Here is a 25,130-nt window from a genome sequence, read left to right on the forward strand (position 1 = left end):
GCATTCTGCCCGCCACTATCGTCCGGTGCATCGTTCATCACTTCAAGGAATTCGCACCATGAGCACCCCGTCGATCCCGCAGCAGCAACCCGTCATCGCCTACGGGCCACCCGTCTCGCTCGAAGTCGCGCGCCGCGTGGCGGCCGCCGCCGAGGCCGAGGCCCGGGCCCACGGCTGGCCGATGGTCATCGCGGTGATGGACAGCGCGGCCAACCTCGTGGTGCTGCACAAGATGGATGACGCGCAGACCGGCAGCGTCGAGATCGCGCAGGCCAAGGCGCGCAGCACCGTGCGCTTCAAGCGGCCGACACGCGTGTTCGAGGAAGCGCTGGCCGCGGGCGGCCTGAACCTGCGCCTGCTGGCCACCGAAGGCGCATGCCCGCTCGAGGGGGGCCTGCCGTTGATGCACGAGGGCCGCCTGGTCGGCGCCATCGGCGTATCGGGCATGCAGTCGACGCAGGACGCCCAGGTGGCTGCCGCTGGCGCGCAAGCCGCCTGACTCGACCCGTTGCCTCTCAGGCCTCGGCCAGCACCAGCCGTTCGCGCGTGCTGCGGGCCCAGCAGACGAGCGCCGCGAGCAGCGTGCCGCCGGCCACGTCGATCAGCACATGCTGTCGCGTGGCCAGCGTCGAATAGACGATGCCGAAGGCCCACAGCAGGTTGAGCATGCGCACCCATGCCGGGGCGCGCACCTCGCGCAACTGGCGCTCCATCAGCACGGCGGTGAAGACGGCGAACGCGACGTGCAGCGAGGGGAAGGCATTGCCGCCCGCGTCGGCGGTCTTCAGGAACTGCAGCGACGGGTACTGGCTCCAGTCGACCGCGAACGCGGGCACCGTCGTCGGGAAGAGCCAGAACACGGCGAGGCCTGCGCCTGCAATCAGAGCAGCATCGCGAGCGCAGGTCCACAGCTGCGCCTTGTCCTTCGCGAGGGCCGGCGCGAGCGAGATGTAGAACCACAGCGAGCCATAGAGCAGCATCGCGTCGTCGCTGACGCCCACCCAGTGGTCGAGCATCGTGAGCGGCATCACGGTCGGCTCCGAAGACGGGTTGTGCATCACCCAGAAGTAGATGGCGAAGAAGCCCGAGATGCCGACGGTGGTGCCGATCATCTTCACCACCCAGAGCGTGGCGATGCGCCGGCCCAAAGCCTGATACCAGGGAATGCAAGTTGCGGGGGAGGTAGTCGCCGTGCGGGAGTTCATTGGCGTCCCAGCTTATGCAACTGCATTGCGTGAACATTGCGACGCCCGCGAGGGGGCCTCTCCTAGAATGGCCGGCCTTGCTTTCCTCCGCACCCCCATGAGAATCCTGCTCGTCGAAGACGAAGTCGACCTCGCGCAAGCCCTGGCCTCGGCGCTGCGGCAGAACCAGGCGGTGGTCGACGTGGCGGGCTCGCTGCGCGAGGCCGAGGACGCGGCGCTGTCGGCGCAGCACGACGTGATCGTGCTCGACCGTGGCCTGCCCGACGGCGACGGCCTTTCGCTGGTGGCCTTCCTGCGCCAGAACGACATTCCCGCCGCGGTGCTGGTGCTCACCGCGATGACCGACGTGGCCGAGCGCGTGCTGAGCCTGGACGGCGGCGCGGACGACTATCTCGCCAAGCCCTTCTCCATGGACGAGCTCATGGCACGCGTGCGTGCGCTGGCACGGCGTCCCGCGGTGCGCGCGAACCTCGTCATGACGCTGGGGCAGCTGCGCTTCGACCATCACACGCGGCAGGTCCACGTGGGCGACGAGTGCCTCACGCTGCCGCGCCGCGAACTGCTGGTGCTGGAGACATTGCTCGAGCATCGCGGCCGCACCGTGCTGCGCGAGGCCATGCAGGACCGCGTCTACGGCCACGCGGACGACATCCAGTCGAACGCGCTCGACACGCACATCTCGCGGCTGCGCTCCAAGCTCGACAGGGCCGGCGCGCAGGTCGAAATCCACGCCATCCGCGGCGTGGGCTACCTGATCTGCGCGGCGCGTCCGGCAGCATGACGACCGCATGAAACAGGGCCGTCTCTCGCTGCTCTCGCTGCGCTGGCAACTGATCTGGAGCCTGATCCTGCTGCAGGTGGTGGTCGGTGCGCTGGTGATGGGCGGTTTTCTGGGCCTCGCCTGGGTGCTGGGGCGCGTGGTCGACGAGACCGGGCAGGAGACCATCAAGGCCATCCAGCGCGCACTGGTGCATGCGCCCGACGGCAAGCTGGCGATAGAGCCCACGCCGGAAGTGCAGCGCCTGCGCGAGGCCGACCCGCCGTTCTGGTTCGTCGCGCGTGACGCGAAGGGCTCCGAGGTGCGCAACGGCGAGGTGCCGGCCATCTACGCCAGGCTCTTCGATTCTCTCGACGGCATGGAGCGCATGGCCGTCGACCCCGAGAGCGACAACACGCGCCCCAAGGCCCGCTTCGAGCGCGTGGAGACGCGCGCGGGCATGGTGGCCGTGATGACGCAGACCGGCAGCCCGCTGACCGTGAAGAACACGCTCAAGGGTACCGCCATCGCCTTCCTGTTCCTGGTGGCGCCGATGGCGCTGGTGACCTGCCTCGGCGTGATCCTGGCCACGCCTTTCGTCGTCAAGCGCGGCCTCAAGGGCGTGGTGGCCACCGCCGAGCATGCCGAGAGCATCGACGTGCACGAGCGCACCACGCGGCTGCCGCTGGCCAACGTGGCCAGCGAGATCCGTCCGCTGGTCAACGCGGTGAACCGCGCCTTCGACCGGCTCAACGAAGGCTACGACCGGCAGGAGCGCTTCCTGGCCGATGCTGCGCACGAGCTGCGCACGCCCATCACCACGCTGCAGATCCATCTCGAGGGCCTGCAGGAGGGGCCGCTCAAGGTCAAGCTCATGCAGGCCTCGGCGCGCCTGGCCACGCTGGCCGAGCAGCTGCTCGACCTGCAGCGGCTGGACCACGTCGCGGTGCACGACCGGCAGCAGGTCGACCTGAAGGCGCTGTGCGAACGCGTGGCAGGCGACATCGCGCCGCTGGCCATCATGAACCGCTGCACGCTGTCGGTGGAGGCGCCCAAGCCGCTGTGGGTGCGCGGCGATGCGCCCTCGCTGGAGCGCGCGCTGAGCAACCTGATCCAGAACGCCATCGAGCACGGCGGGCAGGGCTGCGACATCCAGGTGCGGCTGTGGGAGCCGTCGGGCTTCGAGGTGCTCGACTCCGGCCCCGGCATTCCCGAGGCCGACCGCGAGCGCGTGGTGGCGCCGTTCCACCGGCTGGTGCCGCGCGGGCGCGGCGCTGGGCTGGGCCTGCATCTGGTGGCCGAAGTGGCGCGCCTGCATGGCGGCCAGCTCACCATCGGGTCGAGCGAGTCGGGCGGGGCGAAGATGCGGCTCGAACTGAACCTGCTGGCCTGACGACCTCTGCACCATGAACCCCATCGACCAGCTCCCGGAACCCTCCAACCTCGCCGGCGCGCAGGCGCTGATCGTGCGTGTGCAGGCCCTGCTCGACGCCCAAGGCCTCACGCTGCGCCGACCTCCGCCCGAGCCCACCACCTGCTGCGGCCGCGGCTGCAATGGCTGCGTGTGGGAGGGGTGGCTGGCGGCGGTGAACTACTGGCGCGACGAAGCGTCCCTGTTGCTCGACGACGGCGTGCCCGAAGCCGAGGCACGCCGCGCCGACTTGCGGTGAGCGAGCTCCGCCGCCTGAGCTCCGATCAGCCGCGCTCTTTCGTGCATCTGCGCCACGACGGTCTCGACCCGCGCATCGGGCAGGCGCTCGGTGATGGTCGCGATGGCCAACCCGGCCACGGTGCGGCCGTCGGCAAGGCGGACAGGCACCGCCACAGCGCGCGAGCCGGGCACCACGCCCACGGGCGCATAGGCATAACCGTCGCGGCTCACGCGTACGGCCCGCGCCAGCAGTTCCCCGGGGTCGATGCGCAGCGCTTCGAGTCGCCGCACGTTGCGTTCCACCACCTCGGCGGCCTCGGCGGGCGGCAGCGACGCGAGCAGCACGAGGCCACTCACACCCACGCCCAGCGGGCGCCGGGCGCCGATCTCGATCGACAGCACCTTCACCGGAAAGCTGCCTGCCCGCCGGTCGATGCACACCGAGTCGGTGCCGTTGCGGATGGTGAGGAAGGCCGTGTCGCCCAGGCTTTCGCTCAGGTGGCGAAGGTGTGGCTCGGCGATCGCGCGGATGGGAAAGCGGCTCGAGCGCGCCAGCCCCAGCAGCGAGACCTCGCCGCCGACCAGGTAGCGGCGCGTGGCGGGGTCCTGCTCGACCGCGCCTTCTTCCACCAGCACGCGCAGGATGCGGTGCACTGTCGGCCGGTTGAGGCCGGTGTGCGCCACCACGTCGGTCAGGCGCACGCCGCGCTCCTGGCCGGTAGCCAGCACGCGCAGCACCGCGAGCGCGCGGCGCACGCTCTGCGCGCCGGCCGTGCCGGCGTCGGTGCCGTCGATCAAGCTAGACGGTGCCGCCATCCATGACCGCCTTGGGCGTCTGCTGCATGCCGCGCAGCGTGACGATCTCGCCCAGCGTGGCGTAGTTCGGGCCGCCGATGCGGCACACCGGGTCGAGGGCGCGGGTGTCGACCTTGCCGTCGTGCAGCAGGCCGTCGCGGATGTGGAAGGCCGTGACCTCGCCGACGATGAACTCCGCGCCGGTCCGGCCGAAGGAGATCACCTGCTCCAGCCGGCATTCCATGCTGATGGGCGCATCGGCCAGGCGCGGCACCCGCACCGTGGCGCACGGCAGCGTGCCTAGGCCGAGCAGTTCGGTTTCGCTCACGTCGGGCGCGTGCTCCGCGCTGCTCTCGTGGATGGCGACCATCTGCGAGGCGTCTCCGATGTTCACCACGAACTCGCCCAGCGCGTGGATGTTGGCGCCGGTGTCCTTGCGTCGGCCGGCCTTGCGGCCGACGTTCACGCCCAGCATCGGCGGCTTGTTCGACACGAAGGTGAAGCATGAGAACGGTGCGAGGTTGACCACGCCGGCGTCCGACAGCGTGGTGATCCAGGCGATGGGACGCGGCACGACGATGCCGCTCATCAGGCGGTAGGTGGCTTCGGGCGACAGGTCGCCGGCATCGAGAAACATGAGGGAGGCCTTCCTTGGTGGCTGAGGCTGCATTGTCCGCAGCGCGTCGAAGCCGGCGGGCGCGGACTTCTCGAAAACGTCCATCATATGGAACAACGAGGACATATTGCATTGCAGCATCCGCACCCGGATTCTTAGAGTGCATGGGTGGCCGGTGCACAGCGCAACACACTTGCGGGGCCGGCACGCAAGCAGGAGACAAGACCTTGAAAGAACTCATCGCCACCGCAGCCGTGGCCGTGTGCGCGGCCTTCGCGCCCGCAATCGCATCGGCTCAGGCCGGCTGGCCCGACAAACCCGTGAAGCTGGTGTTGCCCTACCCGCCGGGAGGCAACGTCGATGGCGCCGCGCGCATCATCAGCGAGCAGCTGCAGGCTGCGTTCAAGCAGCCTTTCATCGTGGACAACCGCCCGGGTGCGGGCGGCATGATCGCCGCCGAGTACGTGGCCAAGTCCGCGCCCGACGGCTACACCTTCTTCATGGGCGCGAACGGCCCGATCCTGTTCTCGCCGACCATCTTCAAGCGCAACGCCTACGACTGGAAGAAGGATTTCACGCCGGTCAGCTCTGTGTCGTTCACGCCGCTGGTGCTGCAGGTGCATCCCTCGACCCCCTACAAGACGGTGGCCGATCTGGTCGCGGAAGGGAAGAAGCCCGGCAACACGCTGACCATGGCTTCGCCCGGCGCCGGCACGCAGAACCATCTGGTGAGCGAGTACCTGCAGCGCGAAAGCGGCGCGCACTGGACCACCGTGCACTACAAGGGCAATGCGCCCGCCACCACCGACCTGCTGGGTGGGCAGGTGCAGTTCAACTTCGACCAGATCTCGGTGGCCGGCCCGTTCATCCAGCAGGGCCGCACGCGCGCGCTCGCGGTGACGTCGCCCAAGCGGCTGCCGCAGCTGCCCGACGTGCCGACGCTGCAGGAGGCCGGCTTCAAGGACTTCAGCACCGAAACTTTTACCGGCGTTCTCGCGCCGCAGGGCACGCCGAAGGAGATCGTCGCGCGGCTGTCGGCCGCGCTGCAGAAGATCCTGGCCGACGAGGCCGTGCGCGCGCGCTTCCAGACGCTGGGCTCCGAGGCTCGCGGCAGTTCGCCCGAGCAGTTCGCGCGCTTCCTGGCCAAGGAAGACGCGCGCTGGATGCCGGTCATCAAGCAATCCAACATTTCCGCCGAATGAGCACGCCCAACTCACCCACTGCCGCCCTCGGGCGCGCCGCCCCCGCCGCGCGCACCAGCGTGTATGTCGACGGCTTCGGCCACAAGAACCCGATTCCCGCGGCCTGCCGCGTGGGGCCGCTGCTCGAGAGCGGCAGCATCCAGGGCAACGACCCGGCCACCGGCAAGCCCGCCGAGACCATCGAGGCGCAGTGCCGCTTCATGCTCGACAACGTGCGCCGCATCGTGGAGGCGGCCGGCGGCGGCACGCAGGACATCGTCAAGCTCACCGTGTGGATGAAGGACCGCAGCCAGCGGCCCGCACTCAACGTGCCCTGGCTCGAGATGTTCCCCGATGCCGCCTCGCGGCCGGCGCGCCACGCCATCGTCGCGCCCGAGCTCGACATGGGCAAGCTCATCGAATGCAGCTTCACCGCCTGGATCGCCTGAGCGCCTGCCTCTCCTGTTTCCACGCCCCGAAGAACCATGCCCGACTACCTCCCTTTCGACCCCCATCCACGCGCGCCCGTGCCGCTGCCGCCGCCGCTGGCATGCGACAGCCAGTTCCACGTCTTCGGCCCGCGCGAGCAATATCCGGTGCGGCCCAATGCCGCCTATGAAATGCCCACCGCCACCTGGCAGGTGGCGCAGCGGCTGCACGCCACGCTCGGCATCGCACGTGGCGTGATCGTGCAGGCCACCACCTATGGCGCCGACCACACGGTGGTGCTCGATGCGCTCGAGGGCCTCAACGCCGGCGGCCCGCGCCGCTACATGGGCTGTGCCAACGCGGCAGTGCTGACCGAGCGCGACGACGCCTACCTGCAGAAGCTGCACGACACCGGCGTGCGCGGCGCGCGCTTCACCCGCGGCGGCCTCGGCATCAGCCTGAGCGCGGCCGAGCAGGCGCGTGCCTTCGCCCGAGTCAAGGAGCTCGGCTGGTATGTCAAGGTGCAGCCCGAGCCCGACGGCATCGCGGCACAGCTCGCGACCTTCGAGGCGCTCGACGTGCCGGTGCTGCTCGACCACATGGGCCGCGCCGACCCTTCGCGCGGCGACGGCGACCCGAGCCTCGCGCGCATGCTCGAGCTTTTCGAGCGCGGCAACTTCTGGGTGATGCTGTCGCTGTCCGAGAAGATCTCCAAGACCGGCGCGCCCTGGGACGACGTGGTGCCGCTGGCGCGCCGCCTGATCGAGGCCGCGCCCGATCGCTGCGTCTGGGGCAGCGACTGGCCGCACCCCGTGTCGATGAAGCAGCCGCCCAACGAGGGCGCGCTGCTCGAGCTGCTCTACCGCTTCACGCCCGACGCCGCCACGCGGCAGAAGGTTCTTGTCGACAACCCCGCCCGCTTCTTCGGATTCGAGACCGCATGAAACTCATCAGCTATCTGCACGGCGGCTCTTCCCGCTGGGGCTGCGTCGTCGGCGACGGCGTGATCGACCTGGGCCGGCGCCTGCCGGCCTTCGCGTCGGTATCCGCGCTGCTGGCCGGCGGCGAAGCCGCGCTGGCCCAGGCCCGCGCCGCGGTCGAAGGAGCCATGGCCGACCACGCGCTGGCCGACGTGCGCTTCGAACTGCCCATCGCCCGGCCGCGCCGCGTGTTCTGCATCGGCGTGAACTACGCGCACCGCAACGCCGAATACAAGGACGGCAGCGACTTGCCGAAGTACCCCAGCATCTTCATGCGCGTGGCCGAATCCTTCGCGGGCCACGGCGAGCCGCTGCTGCAGCCGCTCGAATCGACGCAGCTCGACTACGAGGGCGAGATCGCCATCGTCATCGGCCGCCGCGCGCGCCGCGTGAACGGCGACGAGGCCCTCGCCTGCATCGCCGGTGTGACCTGCATGAACGAAGGCACCATCCGCGACTGGGTGCACCACGCCAAGTTCAACGTGACGCAAGGCAAGAACTTCAACGCCTCCGGCAGCATCGGCCCCTGGATCGTCACCGCCGACGAATTCCCGCAGGGCTTCGGCGCGCTGCGCGTGAGCACACGCGTCAACGGCGAGCAGCGCCAGGACGACACCACCGAGAACCTGATGTTCGACTTCGCCTACCTGGTGCACTACCTGTCGACCTTCACCACCCTGGAGCCCGGCGACATCATCGCCACCGGCACGCCGACCGGTGCGGGCATCCGCTTCGACCCACCCCGGTTCCTCAAGCCGGGCGACGTGGTCGAGGTCGAAGTCAGCGGCGTGGGCGTGCTGCGCAACGTGGTGCGCGCAGAGGAGGCGGTGCAATGAGCCTCGATGCCACCACCCTGTCTCAGGCCGCCGAGCGGCTGGAGCAGGCGCAACTCTCGCGCCGGGCTTGCCGCCAGTTCTCGCTCGACCACCCAGACATGACCATCGACGACGCCTACGCCATCCAGCACGCATGGATGCAGCTCAAGCTGCGCAATGGCCGCACGCTCAAGGGCCACAAGATCGGACTCACCTCCAAGGCCATGCAGCGCGCGGTGAACATCGCCGAGCCCGACTACGGCGCGCTGCTCGACGACATGTTCTACCGCGACGGCGCGGTGATCCCGACCGAGCGCTTCCTGCAGCTGAAGATCGAGGCCGAGCTGGCCTTCGTGCTGGCGCGTCCGCTGACGGGGCCCGACTGCACGCTGTTCGACGTGCTCGACGCCACGGCCTACGTGACGCCCGCCCTGGAGATCCTCGACGCGCGCATCCAGCGCGTCGACCCCGACACCGGGCGCACGCGCAACGTGCTCGACACCATTTCCGACAACGCCGCCAATGCCGCGCTGGTGCTGGGCGGGCGGCCGTTCAAGCCCGCGCTGGTCGATGCCGACATGCGGCGCATCGGCGCCATCGTGAGCCGCAATGGCGAGGTGGAGGAGACCGGCCTGGCCGCCGGCGTGCTCAACCATCCAGCCCACGGCGTCGCATGGCTGGCCAATCGGCTGCATCGCTTCGGCGTGTCGCTGGAAGCGGGCCAGGTGATCCTGGCGGGCTCTTTCATCCGGCCGATCGAGGTCGGCAAGGGCGATACGGTGGTGGCCGACTATGGCGAATTCGGCACCGTGTCGTGCCACTTCGGATGAACGCCATGCCGGTGCTTCCCAATCACTTCAAGCGCGCGCTCGCGGCCGGCGTGCCGCAGATCGGGCTGTGGTCCACGCTGCCCGACCCGTACGTATCGGAGATCGTCGCGGGCGCGGGCTTCGACTGGGTGCTGCTCGACACCGAGCACACGCCCACCGACGTGCCCCACATGCTGCACCAGCTGCAGGCGGTGAGCGCCGCGGTGCCGGCCGACGCCGCGCGGCGCACGTCGGCGGTGGTGCGGCCCGACTGGAACGACACCGTGCTCATCAAGCGCTACCTCGACATCGGCGCGCAGAGCCTGCTGCTGCCCTTCGTGCAGGACGCGGAGCAGGCGCGCTCGGCGGTGCGCGCCACGCGCTATGCCCCGGGCGGCGTGCGCGGCATGGGCGGCTCGACGCGGGCGTCGAACTTCGGGCGCATCGGCGACTATGTGAAGACCGCGCAGGACGAACTGTGCGTGCTGGTGCAGGTGGAAACCGGCGAGGCGCTCGATCAGTTGGACGCGATCCTCGAGGTCGAAGGCATCGACGGCGTCTTCATCGGGCCGGCCGACCTGTCGGCGAGCCTGGGCCACCCAGGCGACCCCGGCCATCCGACGGTGAAGCGCGCCATCGACGACGCGATCCGCCGCATCCGTGCCGCCGGCAAGGCGCCCGGCATCCTGATGCTCGACGACGCGCGGGCGCGCGAGTGCCTGGACCTGGGCGCGCTCTTCGTGGCGGTGGCTATGGACCTGCAGATCCTGGCGCGCGGCGCCGAAGCGGCGGCCGCGCGTTTCCGCGACGGCGCGCAGGCGGCACGCGCGGCGCGGCCGGCATACTGAAGGCGCGGCAGCACGGGGCCGCCCGCCGCTCACTGGTTCTGCGACCCGCGGTGCGCCCAGCCGGTGGTGTGCTTCTCGACCACGCTGAAGAGTTCATACATCAGCATCGCCATCGCGCCCACCACCATCAGGCCCGCGAAGGCCAGGCCCATCTGCATGGCCGAGCCGGCCGAGATCAGCAGGTAGCCGATGCCTTCGTTGGCCGCCGTCATCTCGCTGACCGTGGTGCCCACGAAGGCCAGCGTGATCGCCACCTTCAGCGAGCCGAAGAAGTAGGGCATGGAGCGCGGCAGGCCGATCTTCATGAGCACGTCCCAGCGCTTCGCGCCGAGCACGCGCAGCACGTCTTCGAGCTCGGGCTCGAGCGTGGCGAGGCCGGTCGCGATGTTGACCATGATCGGGAAGAAGCTGATCAGGAAGGCCGTGAGGATCGCCGGCCCGATGCCGATGCCGAACCAGACGACCAGGATCGGCACGAAGGCCGCCTTGGGCAGCGCGTTGAAGGCCGTCATCAGCGGGTAGATCGCCGCGTACGCGATGCGCGAGCTGCCGATCACGAAGCCCAGCAGCACACCCACCACGATCGCGAGGCCGAAGCCCGCCATGGTGACCCAGAAGGTGCGCCACGCGTGGCCCGCGATGACTTCCTTGAATTCCCAGAACTGGTTCCAGATGCGCCACGGGCTCGGGAAGATGAAGTCCGAGACCTCGAAGGCCGAGCAGATGATCTGCCACAGCAGGATCACCGCCACGAGCAGCAGCCAGGGCGACCAGCGTTCGATTTGCTTGGTGTTTCTCATGTGGTCCCGTGCGCCCTCAGTGGGAAGCAGCCGCGGCCGACTGGGCGGCGCTCGCGCCGGTGTTCCGGATCGCGCCGATGTGCCCGCGCAGCTCCAGCACGATGTCGGTGAACTCCTTCGTGTAGGTGAGTTCGAGCTCGCGCGGGCGCGGCAGGTCGATCTCGCGCTTGACCACGAAGCGACCCGGGCTCTTGCTCATCACGTACACCGTGTCGGCCAGGAAAACCGATTCGCGCAGGTCGTGCGTGACCAGGATCACGTTGAACTGCTGCTCGGTCCAGAGGTCGCGCAGGATGCACCACAGCTCCTCGCGCGTGAAGGCGTCGAGCGCGCCGAAGGGCTCGTCGAGCAGCAGCATCTTGGGCTCGTGGATGAGCGCGCGGCAGATGCTCGCGCGCTGCTGCATGCCGCCCGAGAGCTGCCACGGGAACTTGTCCTCGTAGCCGCCCAGGCCCACCTTCTGCAGCAGGCGGCGGGCGCGCTCCTCGTATTCCTTGCGCCTGGCCTTGAAGCTGGAACGGTAGGGCTCGACGATCTCCAGCGGCAGCAGCACGTTGTCGACCGTGGTGCGCCACGGCAGCAGCGAGGGCGCCTGGAAGGCCATGCCCGAGATCTTCAGCGGCCCCGTCACCGGCTGGCCATCGATGCGGATCTTGCCCATCGACGGCATCTTCAGCCCGGTGGTGAGCTTCATGAAGGTCGACTTGCCGCAGCCCGAAGGCCCGACGATGGCGATGAATTCGCCGCGCTTCACCTTGAGGTCGATGGCCTCGACCGCGAAGTGGTTGGCGCGCAGCAGCTCCTCGTTGTAGGCGAGCCAGACGTCCTGGAAGTCGACGAAGGGTGCGACGAAGGGAGCTGCGGCCGCGTCCTGCGATGCGGCTGCCATCACTTCTTCAGGATGTTCAGTTCGGCCGCGGGCGGCAGCAGCGCGGCGGTCCACACCGCGTCGGGGCTCACGCGCGTCTTGGTGTTGAAGGCGTCCGACACCTGCGAGGCCATCAGCGACATGCGGCCCGCGTTGACCGCGCCGAAGCCCTCGGCGCGCGCGTCGGCGCTGTTGATGACGGTGTCGATGGCAAGCTGCAGGCGGCGCGTCTCGAGCTTGCTGTCGATGATGCCGTCGCGCGCCTTCACCGACTCGATGGCCACCGCGGGGTTGGCGATGACTTCCTTCGCGCCCTTGGCGAAGGCCGAGAGGAATTTCTTCACCGCCTCGGGGTTCTCCTTGATGAGCTTGGGCGAGGCGATGATGACGTTGCCGTACAGCTTCACGCCGTAGTCGGGGTAGGGGAGGATCACCACGTCGGCCGTCTTGGCGCCGCGTGCTTCCAGGTTGAGCAGCGAGGTGAAGGTGAAGCCGGTGATGGCGTCGATGTCGCCGCGCATCAGCATGGTCTCGCGCAGCGTCGGGTCCATGGCGGTCCAGTTGACGGCGCCGATGTTGTTGGCCTTGGCGAAGATCGGGAAGGCGCGGCGGCCCGCGTCGAACACCGGCGCGCCGAGCTTCTTGCCGGTGAGGTCGGAAGGCTTGGTGATGCCGCTCTTCTTGAGCGTCATGACCGAGGCCGGCGTGTTGTTGTAGACCATCATCACCGCGACCGGCTTGTTGGGGCTGTCGGGGTTGTTGGCGTGGAACTCCATCAGCGCCGCGAGGTCGGCGAAGCCCATGTCGTAGGCGCCCGAGGCCACGCGCGTGACCGTGCCGCCCGAGCCGTTGCCCGCGTCGATGGTCACGTCGAGGCCCGCGGCCTTGAAGTAGCCCTTGGCGGCGGGATGCAGGAACAGCGCCGCCGGTCCCTCGAAGCGCCAGTCGAGCTGGAACTTGATCGGCGTCGGGCTCTGTGCAAAGGCCGGTGCGAGGCCGAAGCTGATGGCCGAGGCGGCGAGGAAGGACTGGAGCAGTTGGCGCTTGTTCATGCGGAGATCGATCCGTTGGATGAAAGGGGATTGAATGCTTCTGCATTCAAGCAAAAACGGTGCCCGCACGTGATTGGTGCGAACCCTTCCTCGTGGATCGAAGTAGTGCGCGGGCGGCGCGATCTGCACCCGCTCAATGCAAAAACGCGGCCTAGGCCGCGTTTTGAAGCACCGAAAGTGGGATTTCCTCCCGCTGGACTGCCTTCCTGCTTACTTGTCGACCGTCACCTTCGCCACCGCCAGCGCCGTCATGTTGATGATGCGGCGCACCGTCGACGAAGGCGTGAGCACGTGGGCCGAGCTCGCGGCGCCCAGCAGCACCGGGCCGACCGTGATGCCGTTGGCGCCGGTCATCTTCAGCACGTTGTAGAGGATGTGGGCCGAGTCGAGGTTCGGGCACACGAGCAGGTTGGCCTCGCCGCTGAGCGTGGTCTCGGGCAGGGCGGTGCGGCGGATTTCCTCCGACAGCGCCGCGTCGCCGTGCATCTCGCCGTCGCATTCGATGTCGGGCGCCATCTGCGCGAACAGGTCGCGCGCCAGCCGCATCTTGCGGGCCGACGAGCGGCTCGACGTGCCGTAGTTCGAGTGCGACAGGAAGGCCACCTTCGGCGGCAGGCCGAAGCGGCGCACTTCCTCGGCGGCCATCATCGCGATGCTGGCGAGCAGCTCGGCGCTGGGGTCTTCGTTGACGTTGGTGTCGGTGATGAACACCGTGCGCTTGTCGAGCGTGAGGGCGTTCAGCGTCGCGAAGCCCGGCGCGCCGCGCTTCAGGCCGATCAGGTTGCGGATGTGCTCCAGGTGCACGTCGAAGCGTCCGACCAGGCCGCAGATCATGGCGTCGGCGTCGCCCAGGTGCATCATGAGCGCGGCGATGGTGGTGTTCGAGCGGCGCACCATGGTCTTGGCGGCCTCCGGCGTCACGCCGCGGCGGCCCATGATCTTGTGGAAGCTCTCCCAGTAGGTGCGGAAGCGCGGATCGTCCTCGGGGTTGACGATCTCGAAGTCGACGCCTGCGCGGATGTGCAGGCCGGCCTTCTTGATGCGCGCCTCGATGACGGCGGGGCGGCCCACCAGGATCGGCTTGGCCAGGCCTTCGTCGACTGCCCATTGGGCGGCGCGCAGCACGCGCTCGTCCTCGCCCTCGGCGTACGCCACGCGCTTGGCGGTGGCGATCTTGGCGGCGCTGAACACCGGGCGCATGAACATGCCGGTCTGGTAGACGAAGCGCGTCAGGTGCTGGCGGTAGGCGTCCATGTCCTCGATCGGGCGCGTGGCCACGCCCGAGGCTGCGGCCGCCTTGGCCACGGCCGGCGCGATGCGCAGGATCAGGCGCGAGTCGAAGGGCTTGGGAATGATGTAGTCGGGGCCGAAGGCCAGCTCCTGGCCGGCGTAGGCGGTGGCAACCTCCTCGCTGATGTCGGCCTTGGTGAGCTCGGCGATCTCGCGCACGCAGGCCAGCTTCATTTCTTCGGTGATCTTGCTCGCGCCGCAGTCGAGCGCGCCGCGGAAGATGTACGGGAAGCACAGGACGTTGTTGACCTGGTTCGGGTAGTCCGAACGGCCGGTGGCGATGATGCAGTCGGGCCGCACGGCCTTGGCCAGCTCGGGGCGGATCTCGGGCTCGGGGTTGGCCAGCGCCAGGATGATGGGCTGGGCGGCCATGGTCTTGACCATCTCGGCGGTCATCACGCCCGGGGCCGAGCAGCCCAGGAACACATCGGCGTCCTTCACCACGTCGGCCAGGGTGCGGGCGCCGGTGTCTTTCTGGGCGTAGCGTGCCTTGGATTCGTCGAAACCGCCCGCGCGGCCCATGTAGATCAGGCCCTTGGAGTCGCAGGCGTGGATGTTGGCGGGCTTGGCGCCCAGGCCGACCATCACGTCGAGGCAGGCGATGGCTGCGGCACCCGCGCCCGAGACGGCGATCTTCACTTCCTCGATCTTCTTGCCCACCAGCTCCAGGCCGTTGATGAGCGCGGCGGCCGAGATGATGGCCGTGCCGTGCTGGTCGTCGTGGAACACGGGGATGTTCATGCGCTCGCGCAGCTTCTTCTCGATGTAGAAGCACTCGGGCGCCTTGATGTCCTCGAGGTTGATGCCGCCCAGCGTGGGCTCCAGCGCCGCGATGATGTCGACCAGCTTGTCGGGGTCGCGCTCTGCCAGCTCGATGTCGAACACGTCGATGCCGGCGAATTTCTTGAACAGGCAGCCCTTGCCTTCCATCACCGGCTTGGCGGCCAGCGGACCGATGTCGCCCAGGCCGAGCACGGCGGTGCCGTTGGTGACGACGCCCACGAGGTTGCCGCGGGCGGTGTATTCGGAGGCCGTCGCCGGGTCGGCGGCGATGTCGAGACAGGGATAGGCCACGCCGGGCGAGTAGGCCAGCGACAGGTCGCGCTGGTTCAGCAGGGGCTTGGTCGGGGTGATCGAGATCTTGCCCTTGACGGGCGATCGGTGGTATTCGCGCGCTGCCTCGCGAAGTGCTTCTTCTGCGGGGGAAAGGGGTGCAGCCATGAAGGTCTCCTTGTTTCTGACGGGCAATGAGGCTACCGCAAAAGCAGTGCCTCTTCTTACTGGGGAAATGCCGAAAACGCCTGAATCCATAGCTTCTGGCGGATATGGCGGGGTTCGGGCGGATGGGAGCGGGCTGGCGGGTTCGCTAAACTGCCGTTCGTTACCAACTGGTTAACAGGCCGGCCGTCCAGCCGGAATCCCGCCGGGGTAGCGCCGACAACGACAACACCGCGAAAAGAGGGGCAACACGCATGGCATCCGGACCTTTCAACAGCAACGAACCCGACGTCGTCGTCATCGGAGGCGGCCCCTCGGGCTCCACGGTGGCCGCGCTGCTCGCGGACAAGGGGCACGACGTGGTGCTGATCGAGAAGGCGCAGCACCCGCGCTTCCACATCGGGGAATCGCTGCTGCCGATGAACATGCCGCTGTTCGACCGCCTGGGCGTGCGCACCGAGGTCGAGGCCATCGGCATCCGCAAGCACGGGGCCGAGTTCGTCTCGCCCTGGCACGACCACTCCAGCCAGTTCCACTTCGCCGAGGCGATGGACAAGAGCTTTCCCTACGCGGTGCACGTGCGCCGCTCCGAATTCGACGAACTGCTCTTCCGCCATGCCGGCAAGCGCGGCGCGCGCACCTTCGAGGGGCAGCGCGTCACCGGCGTGGACATGGACGCCGGCAAGGGCACGCCCGACAACCGTCCGGCGGTGAAGGTCAAGGGCGACGACGGCACCGAGACCATCTGGCGTCCGCGCTTCGTGATCGACGCCAGCGGGCGCGACACCCTGCTGTCGAACCAGTTCGACGCCAAGCGCCGCAACCGCAAGCACGCCAGCGCGGCGCTGTTCGGCCACTTCGCCAACGCCGAGCGCAAGCCGGGCCGCTTCGAGGGCAACATCACGCTGTTCTGGTTCGACCACGGCTGGTTCTGGTACATCCCGCTGAAGGACGGCACGGTGAGCGTCGGCGCGGTGGCGTCCCCGGCCTACTTCAAGCGTCGCAAGGGTTCTCTGGAGGAGTTCCTCATGGAGACCATCGCGCTCGCGCCCAAGCTGGCCGCGCGGCTGAAGAACGCCACGCTGATGGAGGGCGCCACCTCCACCGGCAACTACGCCTACGACTCCAAGTTCTGCCGCGGCGACCGCTTCATGATGGTGGGCGACGCCTACGCCTTCGTCGACCCGATGTTCTCCTCTGGCGTGTACCTGGCGATGAACAGCGGCTTCGAGGCCGCCACCGCGGCCGACTTCTGGCTCAAGGGCGAGGCGAAGGAAGCCGAGAAGGCCTTCCGCCACTACGAGAAGGTGATGAAGCACGGGCCGAAGATGTTCTCGTGGTTCATCTACCGCATCACCTCGCCGGCCATCCGGCGCCTGTTCATGGCGCCGCGCAACATCTGGCGCATGCAGGAGGCGCTGCTGTCCATCCTGGCCGGCGACCTGTTCCGCAACACGCCCATCGGTCCGCGCTTCTGGGGCTTCAAGGTGACCTACTACGCCTCGTGCCTGGGCATCCTGCCGCAGGCCGTGAAGACCTGGGCCTGGCGCCGACGCAACCTGAAGGAATCGCTCGAGTCTGCGCAGTGAAGCGGGGGTGCAGGGGCGGGAACGAGAAGTCGGACGCAAAGTACGCGGAAGGCGCGAAGATTTCGCGCAGAGCGCAAGAGAACGGCCAGCAGGAATCTCCTGGCCCTTCTTTCGCGTCCTACGCGGAACCTGCGCGCCCTCAGCGTCCGGGAATCCGCCTTCGACGAACCTCAATCAGGCGTCACGGTGTGCTGCGCCAGCGCCTCCAGCGCGCGGACCAGCGCCGAGTGGTCGAGCTGGCCGTAGCCCAGCGCCGCGCAGGCGTTCATGAGCTGCGCCGCGCCGGCCGTCTGCGGCAGCGAGACGCCCAATGAGCGGGCGCTCTGCATCGCGAGGTTCAGGTCCTTCTGGTGCAGCCCGATGCGGAAGCCCGGCGCGAAGGTGCGCTTGATCATCCGCTCGCCGTGCACTTCGAGGATGCGCGAACTCGCGAAGCCGCCCATCAGCGCCTGGCGCACCTTGGCCGGATCGGCGCCGGCCTTCGATGCGAACACCAGCGCCTCGCCCACGGCCGCGATGTTCAGCGCCACGATGATCTGGTTGGCCACCTTGCAGACTTGGCCGTCGCCGGCGCCGCCCACGAGCGTGACGTTCTTGCCCATCCTGTCGAGCAGCGGCTTCACGCGCTCGAAGGTGCCTTCGTCGCCGCCGCACATGATCGTGAGGCTCGCGGCCTTGGCACCCACCTCGCCGCCGGAGACCGGCGCGTCGATGTAGCCGGCGCCCAGCGCGGTGATGCGGCGCGCGAAGTCCTTGGTGGCGATCGGGTCGATGGAGCTGCAGTCGACCACGATCTTGCCGCTGGAGCCCTTCAGGCCCGATGCCACGCCTTCGGCACCGGGCGCGCCGAAGAGCACCTTCTCCACGTCGGGCGTGTCCGGCACCATGATGAAGACCACGTCGGACTGGCGCGTCACTTCAGCCGCCGAGGCGCAGATGGTGGCCTTCGACAAGAAGGGCTCGGGCGTGTTGCCGTGCGTGTTCACGAAGAGCTGGTGGCCCGCTTCGAGCAGGTGGCCCGCCATGGGCGCGCCCATGATGCCGAGGCCGATGAATCCGATCTTTTGTTGGGTTGTCATGAGAAGTTCCTTGTTATCGATGAGTTGGCCGTGCGTTGCCGGCGAGCGCCGCGGAGTCGGCTTTGCCGGACCGCAGGCGGTGCCCCCTGCAAGGGGGTGATCGGCCACGCGAAGTGGGCAAGCCCGGGGGCTGGCCTATGGTCTCCATCCGAGGCCTTCGGCGGTCGTGGTGCGGGGCTTGTACTCGCAGCCGATCCAGCCGTCGTAGCCCAGCGAGTCGATGTGCCTGAAGAGCCAGGGGTAGTTGATCTCGCCTGTGCCCGGCTCGCCGCGCCCCGGGTTGTCGGCCAGCTGGATGTGGCCGATCTGCGCGAAGTGCTTCGTGAGCGTGTTGCCCAGCTCGCCTTCCATGCGCTGCGCGTGATAGATGTCGTACTGCACGCGCAGGTTGGACGAGCCGACCTCGTCGATCAGCGCCAGCGCCTGGTCCGTGCGCGTGAGGAAGAAGCCCGGGATGTCGAAGGTATTGATGGGCTCGATCAGCAGGCGCAGGCCCGCGGCCTCCAGTTCGCGCGCGGCCAGGCGCAGGTTGGCGACCACGGTCTTGTGGGCCGCATCCCTGTCGACGCCCGCGGGCACCTTGCCCACGAGGCAGTTGACCTGCGGGCAGCCGAGAGCCGTTGCGTAGTCGATCGCCATGCCGATGCCTTCGGCGAACTCGCCGGTGCGGTCGGGATGGCAGGCGATGCCGCGCTCGCCCTTGTCCCAGTCGCCGGCCGGCAGGTTGTGCAGCACCTGCTGCAGGCCGTTGGCGCGCAGCGCGGCAGCGAGCTCCTTCTTCTCGAAGGGGTAGGGGAAGAGGTATTCCACAGCCTCGAAGCCGGCCTTGGCGGCGGCCTCGAAGCGTTGCATGAAGGGCAGCTCGGTGAAGAGCATCGTGAGGTTGGCTGCGAACTTGGGCATGTCTTTTCTCTTCCTTCTTCTCAGTCGAGCAGGGCTGCCACGGCCGTGGGCGCGTCGGCCGGCGTCTCGGCCAGCGGTTCGAACTCGGTGATGTTGTCGATCTCGGTGCCCATCGCGATGTTGGTCACGCGCTCCAGCATCACCTCGATCACCACCGGCACGCTGAACTCGGCCATCAGGGCCTCGGCGCGGCGGATGGCCGGTGCGATCTCTTCCTGGCGGTTGACGCGCAGTGCCTTGCAGCCCAGGCCCTCGACCACCTTCATGTGGTCCACGCCGTAGCTGCTCTCGATGCCTGCGTCGGGCGCCGCGTTGATGTTGTCGAACGCGAGCTGCACGCAGTAGTCCATCTCGAAGCCGCGCTGCGCCTGGCGGATCAGGCCGAGGTAGGAGTTGTTGACCACGATGTGGATGTACGGCAGCTTGAACTGCGCGCCCACGGCCAGCTCCTCGATCATGAACTGGAAGTCGTAGTCGCCAGAGAGCGCGACGATCTTGCGCGCAGGGTCTGCGGCGCGCACGCCCAGGGCCGCGGGAATGGTCCAGCCCAGCGGCCCGGCCTGGCCGCAGTTGATCCAGTGGCGCGGGTTGTACACGTGCAGGAACTGCGCGGCCGCGATCTGCGAGAGGCCGATGGTGCTCACGTAGCAGGTGTCGTTGCCGAAGTTGTTGTTCATGCACTGGTACACGCGCTGCGGCTTCATCGGCACTTCGTCGAAGTTGGTCTTGCGCAGCATCGTCTTCTTGCGCTCGATGCAGGCCTTGGCCCAGTCGCGGCGATCGGGCAGGCGGCCCGCGGCCTTCATCTCCTCGGCCACCTCGACGAAGAGCTGCAACGCGGCCTTGGCGTCCGACACGATGCCGAAGTCGGGCGTGAACACGCGGCCGATCTGCGTGGGCTCGATGTCGACGTGCACGAAGGTGCGGCCCTTGGTGTAGACGTCGATGGAGCCCGTGTGGCGGTTGGCCCAGCGGTTGCCGATGCCCAGCACGAAGTCGCTCGCGAGCATCGTGGCGTTGCCGTAGCGGTGGCTGGTCTGCAGGCCGCACATGCCGGCCATCAGCGGATGGTTGTCGGGAATGGCGCCCCAGCCCATGAGCGTGGGAATCACCGGCACGCCGGTGGCTTCGGCAAAGCGCACCAGCAGCTCGGAGGCATCGGCGTTGATGATGCCGCCGCCGGCCACGATCAACGGGCGCTCGGCCGCGTTGAGCATGGCGATGGCCTTCTCGATCTGGGCGCGCGTGGCGGCCGGCTTGTAGGGCTTGAGCGGCTCGTAGCTGTCGATGTCGAACTCGATCTGCGCCATCTGCACGTCGAAGGGCAGGTCGATCAGCACCGGCCCCGGGCGGCCCGAGCGCATCAGGTGGAAGGCCTGCTGGAACACCTGCGGCACCTGGCCCGGCTCGCGCACCGTGACCGACCACTTGGTGACGGGCTTGGAGATCGACTCGATGTCCACCGCCTGGAAGTCTTCCTTGTAGAGCCGCGCGCGAGGTGCCTGGCCGGTGATGCAGAGGATCGGGATCGAATCGGCCCAGGCCGAGTAAAGGCCCGTGATCATGTCGGTGCCCGCCGGGCCCGAGGTGCCGATGCACACGCCGATGTTGCCGGCCACCGCGCGGGTGTAGCCCTCGGCCATGTGCGAGGCGCCTTCCACGTGCCGCGCGAGGATGTGCGCGATGCTGCCGCGCTGGCGCAGCGCCGAGTACATCGGGTTGATCGCCGCACCAGGCACGCCGAAGGCCTGCGTCACGCCTTCCTTCTCCATCACCAGAACCGCGGCCTGGACCGCTGTCATCTTTGCCATCTGAGTCTCCAGAAATGAATAAACCCCCAGGCTTCGCGCACTTCGTGTGGCTTCGCCAGCCCCCCTTGACGGGGGCGACACCAGAGGCCCGGCGGGGCCGGTTCCTCGGTGTTCTCGGATCGGTAGGCTGAATGTAGGAAGCGGGTCTGTTTCCAAGAAGACGGCTGCGGACCATAAAACCTATTCCGGGCTGGAATAAGTGACTACCATCCGGCCCATGGACAGATTGCTGGCAATGGAAATGTTCGTGCGCGTGGTCGAGACGGGCAGCTTCTCGAAGGCCGCGCGCGAGTTCAACACCACGCAGCCCACGGTGACCAAGCAGATCGCCGCCACCGAGGAGCGGCTGAAGGTGCGCCTGCTCAACCGCAACACGCGCGGCGTGAGCCTCACCGAGCCGGGCGCTCTCTACTACGAGAAGTGCAAGACCATCGTGCGCGAGGCCGAGGAGGCCGACAGCATCGTGCAGTTGCGGCAGAACCAGGCGCAGGGGCTGCTGCGCGTGGGCACATCGGTGGCCTTCGGGCGGCGCGTGGTGGTGCCGCTGGCGCTCGAGTACATGCGCAGGCATCCGCAGGTGCAGCTCGACCTGAGCTTCGAGGACCGCTACGTCGATCTCATCGCGCAGGGCATCGACGTGGCCATCCGCATGGGCAAGCTGGCCGATTCGTCACTGGGCGCGCGCTACCTGGGCGCCAACCCATGGGTCATGGTCGCCTCGCCCGCCTACCTGAAGAAGCACGGCACGCCGAAGCGCGCGCAGGACCTGAGCGCGCACGTGGCGCTGATCTACAGCAGCGTGGTGGGCGACGAGTTCTGGCGCATGCACACGCCGCGCGGCGAGCCGGTCACGGTGCCTGTGTCGGGCCGCTTCCGCTCGAACAACCTCTCGGCCGTGCTGGCGGCCGCGCGCGACGGCCTGGGCATCGCGCTCATGCCGCGATACGTGGCCAGCGACTCGCTGGCGGCCGGCAAGGTGCGCGAGGTGCTCGGCGACCACGCGCTGCCCGAGCAGGAGATCCACGCCGTCTTCCCGTCGCCCAAGCTGGTGCCGGGCAAGGTGTCGGGCTTCGTGGCCTTCCTGCAGGGGCGTTTCGACGAAGGCTGGTGGGAGGCCTGAACACGGCCCCCCGCCACGGCCTCAGGCCGGCACGAAGGCGCCGTGAAGGCCCAGCGGCAGGGCGTAGGGCAGCGTGGCCTGCGCGACCGGCCCCGCCGCGAGGTTGTCGGCCGCGAAGCACGTGAGCAGCGTCTTCTGCCGCCCGAAGTCCAGCACCGTGCCCAGCACCCATCCGGGCTTCGCGCCGTCGGGCACGAAGACGTGCTCCTCCACCATCGTCTGCTGGCCGTAGACGAAGCGCTGGCTGCGGCCGGTCTCGACGTCGGTGCGTGCGACCGCGCCGAAGCCCGGCAGGTCGCGCCGGATCTGCGTGGCGTGCACCACCTGCCGATGACGCATGCCCACGCGGCGCGGATCGATGCGCGGAAACTCCGCCTCCTGGGCGAGCGCAGTCTGCGTGGCCCGGCCGGAAGCGAGGTTCAGCGTGGCGACCGTCAGGTGCGGCTCGGTGGTCTTCACGCGGCGGGCACGCATCACTTCGCGGTTGCTGATGAACACCGAGTCGGCGTTGTCCGAGCGCACGTAGTCGATGTGGATCTGCGTGCCGCGCGGCGTGTCTTCCTCCCAGGCGTTGCCGACGTGGAACAGGAAGCCGGCCGGCAGCGCGAGCATCTGGCGCCGCTCCCAGTTCTGCTTGTCGATGACCAGCGCACGCATGCCGAGCTCGGGCCGCCAGACGTGCGCGTCGAGAAAGCTCTCTCCGGTGCCCTTGCGCCTGCCGTCGTAGACCAGCGGCGGCAGCAGGAACACCAGGTGCCGCTCGGTCACTGCGAAGTCGTGGACCATCGGCATGTCGGCCACCGGCACCACGCCCGCGCGCCGCAGCGTGCCTTCGGGTGCGATCTCGTACAGCGCGAGCAGCCCCTGGGTGGAGCCCACGCCGAAGTTCCACACCGTGCCGTCCGGGTCCACCTTGGGGTGGGCCGAGAAGGGCATGCCCGCGAGATCGGCTCGCCAGGTCTTCAGGCCCAGCGTGTCCAGCGTGCCCGCGTCGATGCGCGTGGCCGAGCCGCCTTCCCACAGCGCCAGCACCTCGCCCTGCAGCGGCAGCACGCTGGTGTTGGCGACATTGATGCTGTCGGCCGAAGTCGGCGGTTCGGCGCCCGGCGGCGTGGTCGCGAAGGTCTCGAAGAGGCGGCGGCCGGCCCTGGCCTCGGCCGTGCGCTTCGAGGTGGCCACATAGCGGCCCTGGTGCCGCACGTCGGCGCCTTCGATCACGAAGCGGTGCACCATGCCGTCGCCGTCGAACCAGTGGTGGTAGCGCTCGCCGCCCAGGTCGTGGCCGGCCGGGCCGATGCGGAACAGCGTGCCGGCCACCGCATCGGGAAAGCGTCCGCGCACCGCGGCGCGGGTCAGCGGGAAGTCGCCCGGCGGCGTGGCGAAGCCGATCTTCCAGGGGGCGCTCGAAGCCTCGAACTGGGCTTGCCAGTCGTCAGCCGTGCCGCCCGCCTGTGCCAGCGACGCCAGCGGTGCCAGCAGCGGCAGCGCGCCGGCCGAAGCCAGCAGGCGCAGGAGTTCGCGTCGTTCCATGGCGTCCTGCTCCTCAGCGCAAGTGGATGACGGTCTGCATGTCGGCTTCGAGGGTGATGGCCGCGGCCTCGAAGTCGGGTGCGGCGCGATTGCCCTTGGCGTCGTTGGAGAAGCCGTAGCGCTCGGTGGGCATGCCCATGAGGTTGGTGTCGAGCTTGCCGTTGCCGTTCTCGTCGGCGAACACGCGCAGCGCGTAGCGCCCGGGTGCCAGACCGGCGAACAGCAGGCGGGCCTTGCCCTCGCGCATCGGCGCGGTCTGCGAGGCCACGGGCTTGCCGCCGGCGTAGCTGGCGGCGTCGCCGTACACCGCGACGTAGAGGGTGGCGTCCGCAGCCGGGCCGTCGGCGACGCTCAGGCTCAGGTCGGCGGCGAGGGCGCCCAGCGGCGCGAGGATCGCTGCCGCGCACAGGGCGCGCACGGCCGGGCGGAACGGAAGAAGGCGGAGTTGCATGACGGGCCTCGTTGGTGATTGGAGGCCCGACGATCCCGCAGCCCGGGCGCGGCGCCCAGTGTCATGCGACGGAATGCAGGATTGCGCGCGCGAAATGCGCGCGCGGGGGTGCGGATGGCGTCGGTCTCAGGCCTTGTCTTCCGGGGCTCCGTGCTTGCCTTGCTGCGCGCCGTCGGCCCGGTCGTGCCCGGGGCCCACGTGGCCGGAGTCGGCAAAAAGGCTCCAGGCCGCCATGAACAGCGCCGCGATCACCGGCCCGATCACGAAGCCGTTGATGCCGAAGATCGCCATGCCGCCGATGGTCGACATCAGCACGATGTAGTCGGGCATCTGCGTGTCCTTGCCCACCAGCACGGGGCGCAGGATGTTGTCGACCAGGCCGATCACGAACACGCCCACGAAGATCAGCGTGCCGCCCTGCCAGAAATGCCCCGTGGCGAGGAAGTAGATGGCCACCGGCCCCCAGATCAGCGCCGCGCCCACGGCCGGCAGCAGCGACAGGAAGGCCATCAGCACCGCCCACAGCAGCGCGCCCTGCACGCCGAGGAACCAGAAGGCGAGCCCGCCGATCGAGCCCTGTGCGACCGCCACGGCCACGTTGCCCTTGACGGTGGCGCGGATCACGGTGGTGAACTTGTTCAGCAGGTAGTGGGTGTGCGGCTTGGCCAGCGGCAACGCGTCGCGCACCTTCTTCGAGAGATCGGAGCCGTCGCGCACCAGGAAGTAAAGCAGGTACAGCATCACGAAGAAGCTGACGATGAAATCGAAGGTGTTCTGCCCGATGGTCAGCGCCTGGCTCGCGATGATCTGGCTGGCCTGCCCGGCGGCGGCCGAGATGCGCGCCTGCCAGGCCGCCATGTCGCCGAGGTTGAAGCGCTCGACCAGGTTCAGCAGCCACTGCGGCGAGGCATCGAGGATCTGCTGGAAGTAGGCCGCGAAGTTGATCTGCCCCGACCGGATGTTCTGCGTGACCAGCGCGACTTCCTGCACCAGCGAAACCCCCACCATGGCCAGCGGCAGGATCACGATGAACAGGCAGATCGCCAGCGTGGACAGCGCCGCCGCATTGGGCTTGCCGCGCATCCTCCTCAGCAGCTTCTTGTAGAGCGGCGTGAACAGGATCGCCAGCGCCACGCCCCACAGCACCGCGCCGAAGAACGGCATCAGCACCCAGAGGAAGGCGGCAGTCACGGCGGCGAGAAGGGCGAGGAACACGCCGCGCTGGAGTTGGGGTGAGTTCATAAGTGTCTCGGACTGTAGCCGAGCGCGGCGACGGCAGGCCCCATCGGCCGGCTGCAATTCACGCGATCGATCCGGGGGCTGCTTTCTTGCA

Annotated in this window: 25 protein-coding genes; 12 read left to right on the forward strand and 13 right to left on the reverse strand. The window is 68.6% G+C overall.

Annotated elements, in window-relative coordinates; translation table 11 throughout:
* The first annotated feature begins 58 nt into the window (after nt 1–58).
* A complete protein-coding gene (locus G369_RS0126000; RefSeq protein ID WP_019656983.1) occupies nt 59–499 on the forward strand; it encodes a GlcG/HbpS family heme-binding protein in 441 nt (146 codons plus the stop codon).
* A gap of 16 nt (nt 500–515) precedes the next feature.
* Here the strand turns inward: G369_RS0126000 and G369_RS0126005 are convergent, their stop codons facing one another.
* Nucleotides 516–1,205 (reverse strand): phosphatase PAP2 family protein, encoded by a 690-nt coding sequence (locus G369_RS0126005; RefSeq protein ID WP_026346634.1) that lies wholly within the window; start codon nt 1,203–1,205, stop codon nt 516–518.
* Nucleotides 1,206–1,302: 97 nt separating this feature from the next.
* Here G369_RS0126005 and G369_RS0126010 point away from each other — a divergent pair, with 97 nt between their 5' ends.
* Genes G369_RS0126010 through G369_RS0126020 form a run of 3 tightly spaced genes read left to right on the forward strand, consistent with a single transcriptional unit; the run spans nt 1,303 to nt 3,632 of the window.
* Nucleotides 1,303–1,986: a response regulator gene (locus G369_RS0126010; RefSeq protein ID WP_019656985.1), complete on the forward strand. Its 684-nt coding sequence runs from the start codon at nt 1,303–1,305 to the stop codon at nt 1,984–1,986.
* A gap of 7 nt (nt 1,987–1,993) precedes the next feature.
* Nucleotides 1,994–3,355 (forward strand): sensor histidine kinase, encoded by a 1,362-nt coding sequence (locus G369_RS0126015; protein ID WP_019656986.1) that lies wholly within the window; start codon nt 1,994–1,996, stop codon nt 3,353–3,355.
* A 13-nt stretch (nt 3,356–3,368) separates the two neighbouring features.
* Complete coding sequence (locus G369_RS0126020; RefSeq protein WP_019656987.1) at nt 3,369–3,632, forward strand: oxidoreductase-like domain-containing protein; 264 nt, start codon at nt 3,369–3,371, stop codon at nt 3,630–3,632.
* Here G369_RS0126020 and G369_RS0126025 read toward each other — a convergent pair.
* Together G369_RS0126025 and G369_RS0126030 are read right to left on the reverse strand one after the other, a co-directional pair.
* Nucleotides 3,554–4,429, reverse strand: a complete 876-nt coding sequence (locus G369_RS0126025; protein ID WP_051127649.1) for an IclR family transcriptional regulator — start codon at nt 4,427–4,429, stop codon at nt 3,554–3,556. The two genes, G369_RS0126020 and G369_RS0126025, sit on opposite strands and share 79 nt — an antisense overlap.
* On the reverse strand, nt 4,413–5,045 hold the full coding sequence (locus tag G369_RS0126030) for a flavin reductase family protein (RefSeq protein ID WP_020723269.1): 633 nt from the start codon (nt 5,043–5,045) through the stop codon (nt 4,413–4,415). The genes G369_RS0126025 and G369_RS0126030 overlap by 17 nt, the downstream gene beginning before the upstream one ends.
* Nucleotides 5,046–5,251: 206 nt before the next feature.
* Between G369_RS0126030 and G369_RS0126035 the strand changes: the two genes are divergently transcribed.
* From G369_RS0126035 to G369_RS0126060, 6 genes are read left to right on the forward strand one after another with little or no spacing between them, the layout of a single operon-like run.
* Entirely contained in the window at nt 5,252–6,226 is a 975-nt protein-coding gene (locus G369_RS0126035) for a Bug family tripartite tricarboxylate transporter substrate binding protein (RefSeq protein ID WP_019656990.1), read from the forward strand.
* Nucleotides 6,223–6,654, forward strand: coding sequence for a RidA family protein (locus G369_RS0126040; RefSeq protein ID WP_019656991.1), 432 nt, complete (start codon nt 6,223–6,225; stop codon nt 6,652–6,654). Before G369_RS0126035 ends, G369_RS0126040 begins: the two co-directional genes overlap by 4 nt.
* Nucleotides 6,655–6,690: 36 nt before the next feature.
* Nucleotides 6,691–7,578 (forward strand): amidohydrolase family protein, encoded by an 888-nt coding sequence (locus tag G369_RS0126045; protein ID WP_019656992.1) that lies wholly within the window; start codon nt 6,691–6,693, stop codon nt 7,576–7,578.
* A complete protein-coding gene (locus G369_RS0126050) occupies nt 7,575–8,450 on the forward strand; it encodes a fumarylacetoacetate hydrolase family protein (protein WP_019656993.1) in 876 nt (291 codons plus the stop codon). Before G369_RS0126045 ends, G369_RS0126050 begins: the two co-directional genes overlap by 4 nt.
* The gene (hpaH, locus tag G369_RS0126055) at nt 8,447–9,259 is read left to right on the forward strand and encodes a 2-oxo-hept-4-ene-1,7-dioate hydratase (protein ID WP_019656994.1); all 813 of its coding nucleotides are present in this window, start codon (nt 8,447–8,449) and stop codon (nt 9,257–9,259) included. Before G369_RS0126050 ends, hpaH begins: the two co-directional genes overlap by 4 nt.
* 5 nt (nt 9,260–9,264) lie before the next feature.
* Entirely contained in the window at nt 9,265–10,086 is an 822-nt protein-coding gene (locus tag G369_RS0126060; protein ID WP_026346636.1) for an HpcH/HpaI aldolase family protein, read from the forward strand.
* 29 nt (nt 10,087–10,115) lie between these two features.
* Here the strand turns inward: G369_RS0126060 and G369_RS0126065 are convergent, their stop codons facing one another.
* The 4 genes from G369_RS0126065 to G369_RS0126080 all read right to left on the reverse strand — a co-directional run bounded on the left by G369_RS0126065 (nt 10,116) and on the right by G369_RS0126080 (nt 15,317).
* On the reverse strand, nt 10,116–10,886 hold the full coding sequence (locus G369_RS0126065; protein WP_019656996.1) for an ABC transporter permease: 771 nt from the start codon (nt 10,884–10,886) through the stop codon (nt 10,116–10,118).
* A 16-nt stretch (nt 10,887–10,902) separates the two neighbouring features.
* On the reverse strand, nt 10,903–11,775 hold the full coding sequence (locus tag G369_RS0126070; RefSeq protein ID WP_019656997.1) for an ABC transporter ATP-binding protein: 873 nt from the start codon (nt 11,773–11,775) through the stop codon (nt 10,903–10,905).
* Nucleotides 11,775–12,806 carry an ABC transporter substrate-binding protein gene (locus G369_RS0126075; RefSeq protein WP_019656998.1) on the reverse strand — a complete coding sequence of 344 codons (1,032 nt, stop codon included), beginning with the start codon at nt 12,804–12,806 and terminating at the stop codon, nt 11,775–11,777. The genes G369_RS0126070 and G369_RS0126075 overlap by 1 nt, the downstream gene beginning before the upstream one ends.
* Before the next feature lie 210 nt (nt 12,807–13,016).
* The gene (locus tag G369_RS0126080) at nt 13,017–15,317 is read right to left on the reverse strand and encodes an NADP-dependent malic enzyme (protein WP_019656999.1); all 2,301 of its coding nucleotides are present in this window, start codon (nt 15,315–15,317) and stop codon (nt 13,017–13,019) included.
* 251 nt (nt 15,318–15,568) lie between these two features.
* Between G369_RS0126080 and G369_RS0126085 the strand changes: the two genes are divergently transcribed.
* Complete coding sequence (locus tag G369_RS0126085) at nt 15,569–16,903, forward strand: NAD(P)/FAD-dependent oxidoreductase (RefSeq protein WP_019657000.1); 1,335 nt, start codon at nt 15,569–15,571, stop codon at nt 16,901–16,903.
* A gap of 170 nt (nt 16,904–17,073) precedes the next feature.
* On the opposite strand, the gene G369_RS0126090 is transcribed toward G369_RS0126085, so the two are convergent.
* From G369_RS0126090 to gcl, 3 genes are all read right to left on the reverse strand, one after another.
* Nucleotides 17,074–17,982 carry a 2-hydroxy-3-oxopropionate reductase gene (locus G369_RS0126090; RefSeq protein ID WP_019657001.1) on the reverse strand — a complete coding sequence of 303 codons (909 nt, stop codon included), beginning with the start codon at nt 17,980–17,982 and terminating at the stop codon, nt 17,074–17,076.
* A gap of 135 nt (nt 17,983–18,117) precedes the next feature.
* Nucleotides 18,118–18,885, reverse strand: a complete 768-nt coding sequence (hyi, locus tag G369_RS0126095) for a hydroxypyruvate isomerase (RefSeq protein WP_019657002.1) — start codon at nt 18,883–18,885, stop codon at nt 18,118–18,120.
* Between the two features lie 20 nt (nt 18,886–18,905).
* Complete coding sequence (gene gcl, locus G369_RS0126100) at nt 18,906–20,696, reverse strand: glyoxylate carboligase (protein WP_019657003.1); 1,791 nt, start codon at nt 20,694–20,696, stop codon at nt 18,906–18,908.
* Nucleotides 20,697–20,913: 217 nt separating this feature from the next.
* Between gcl and G369_RS0126105 the strand changes: the two genes are divergently transcribed.
* The gene (locus tag G369_RS0126105) at nt 20,914–21,816 is read left to right on the forward strand and encodes a LysR family transcriptional regulator (protein ID WP_019657004.1); all 903 of its coding nucleotides are present in this window, start codon (nt 20,914–20,916) and stop codon (nt 21,814–21,816) included.
* A 21-nt stretch (nt 21,817–21,837) separates the two neighbouring features.
* Here the strand turns inward: G369_RS0126105 and G369_RS0126110 are convergent, their stop codons facing one another.
* The 3 genes from G369_RS0126110 to G369_RS0126120 all read right to left on the reverse strand — a co-directional run bounded on the left by G369_RS0126110 (nt 21,838) and on the right by G369_RS0126120 (nt 25,039).
* Nucleotides 21,838–23,346: a carotenoid oxygenase family protein gene (locus G369_RS0126110; protein ID WP_019657005.1), complete on the reverse strand. Its 1,509-nt coding sequence runs from the start codon at nt 23,344–23,346 to the stop codon at nt 21,838–21,840.
* Nucleotides 23,347–23,359: 13 nt separating this feature from the next.
* Nucleotides 23,360–23,797, reverse strand: a complete 438-nt coding sequence (locus G369_RS0126115; RefSeq protein ID WP_019657006.1) for a DUF2141 domain-containing protein — start codon at nt 23,795–23,797, stop codon at nt 23,360–23,362.
* A 126-nt stretch (nt 23,798–23,923) separates the two neighbouring features.
* Nucleotides 23,924–25,039, reverse strand: coding sequence for an AI-2E family transporter (locus G369_RS0126120; RefSeq protein ID WP_019657007.1), 1,116 nt, complete (start codon nt 25,037–25,039; stop codon nt 23,924–23,926).
* Nucleotides 25,040–25,130 lie beyond the last annotated feature (91 nt).

The sequence above is a fragment of the Variovorax atrisoli 110B genome (genome assembly GCF_000382045.1).
Classification (GTDB): domain Bacteria; phylum Pseudomonadota; class Gammaproteobacteria; order Burkholderiales; family Burkholderiaceae_C; genus Variovorax; species Variovorax atrisoli.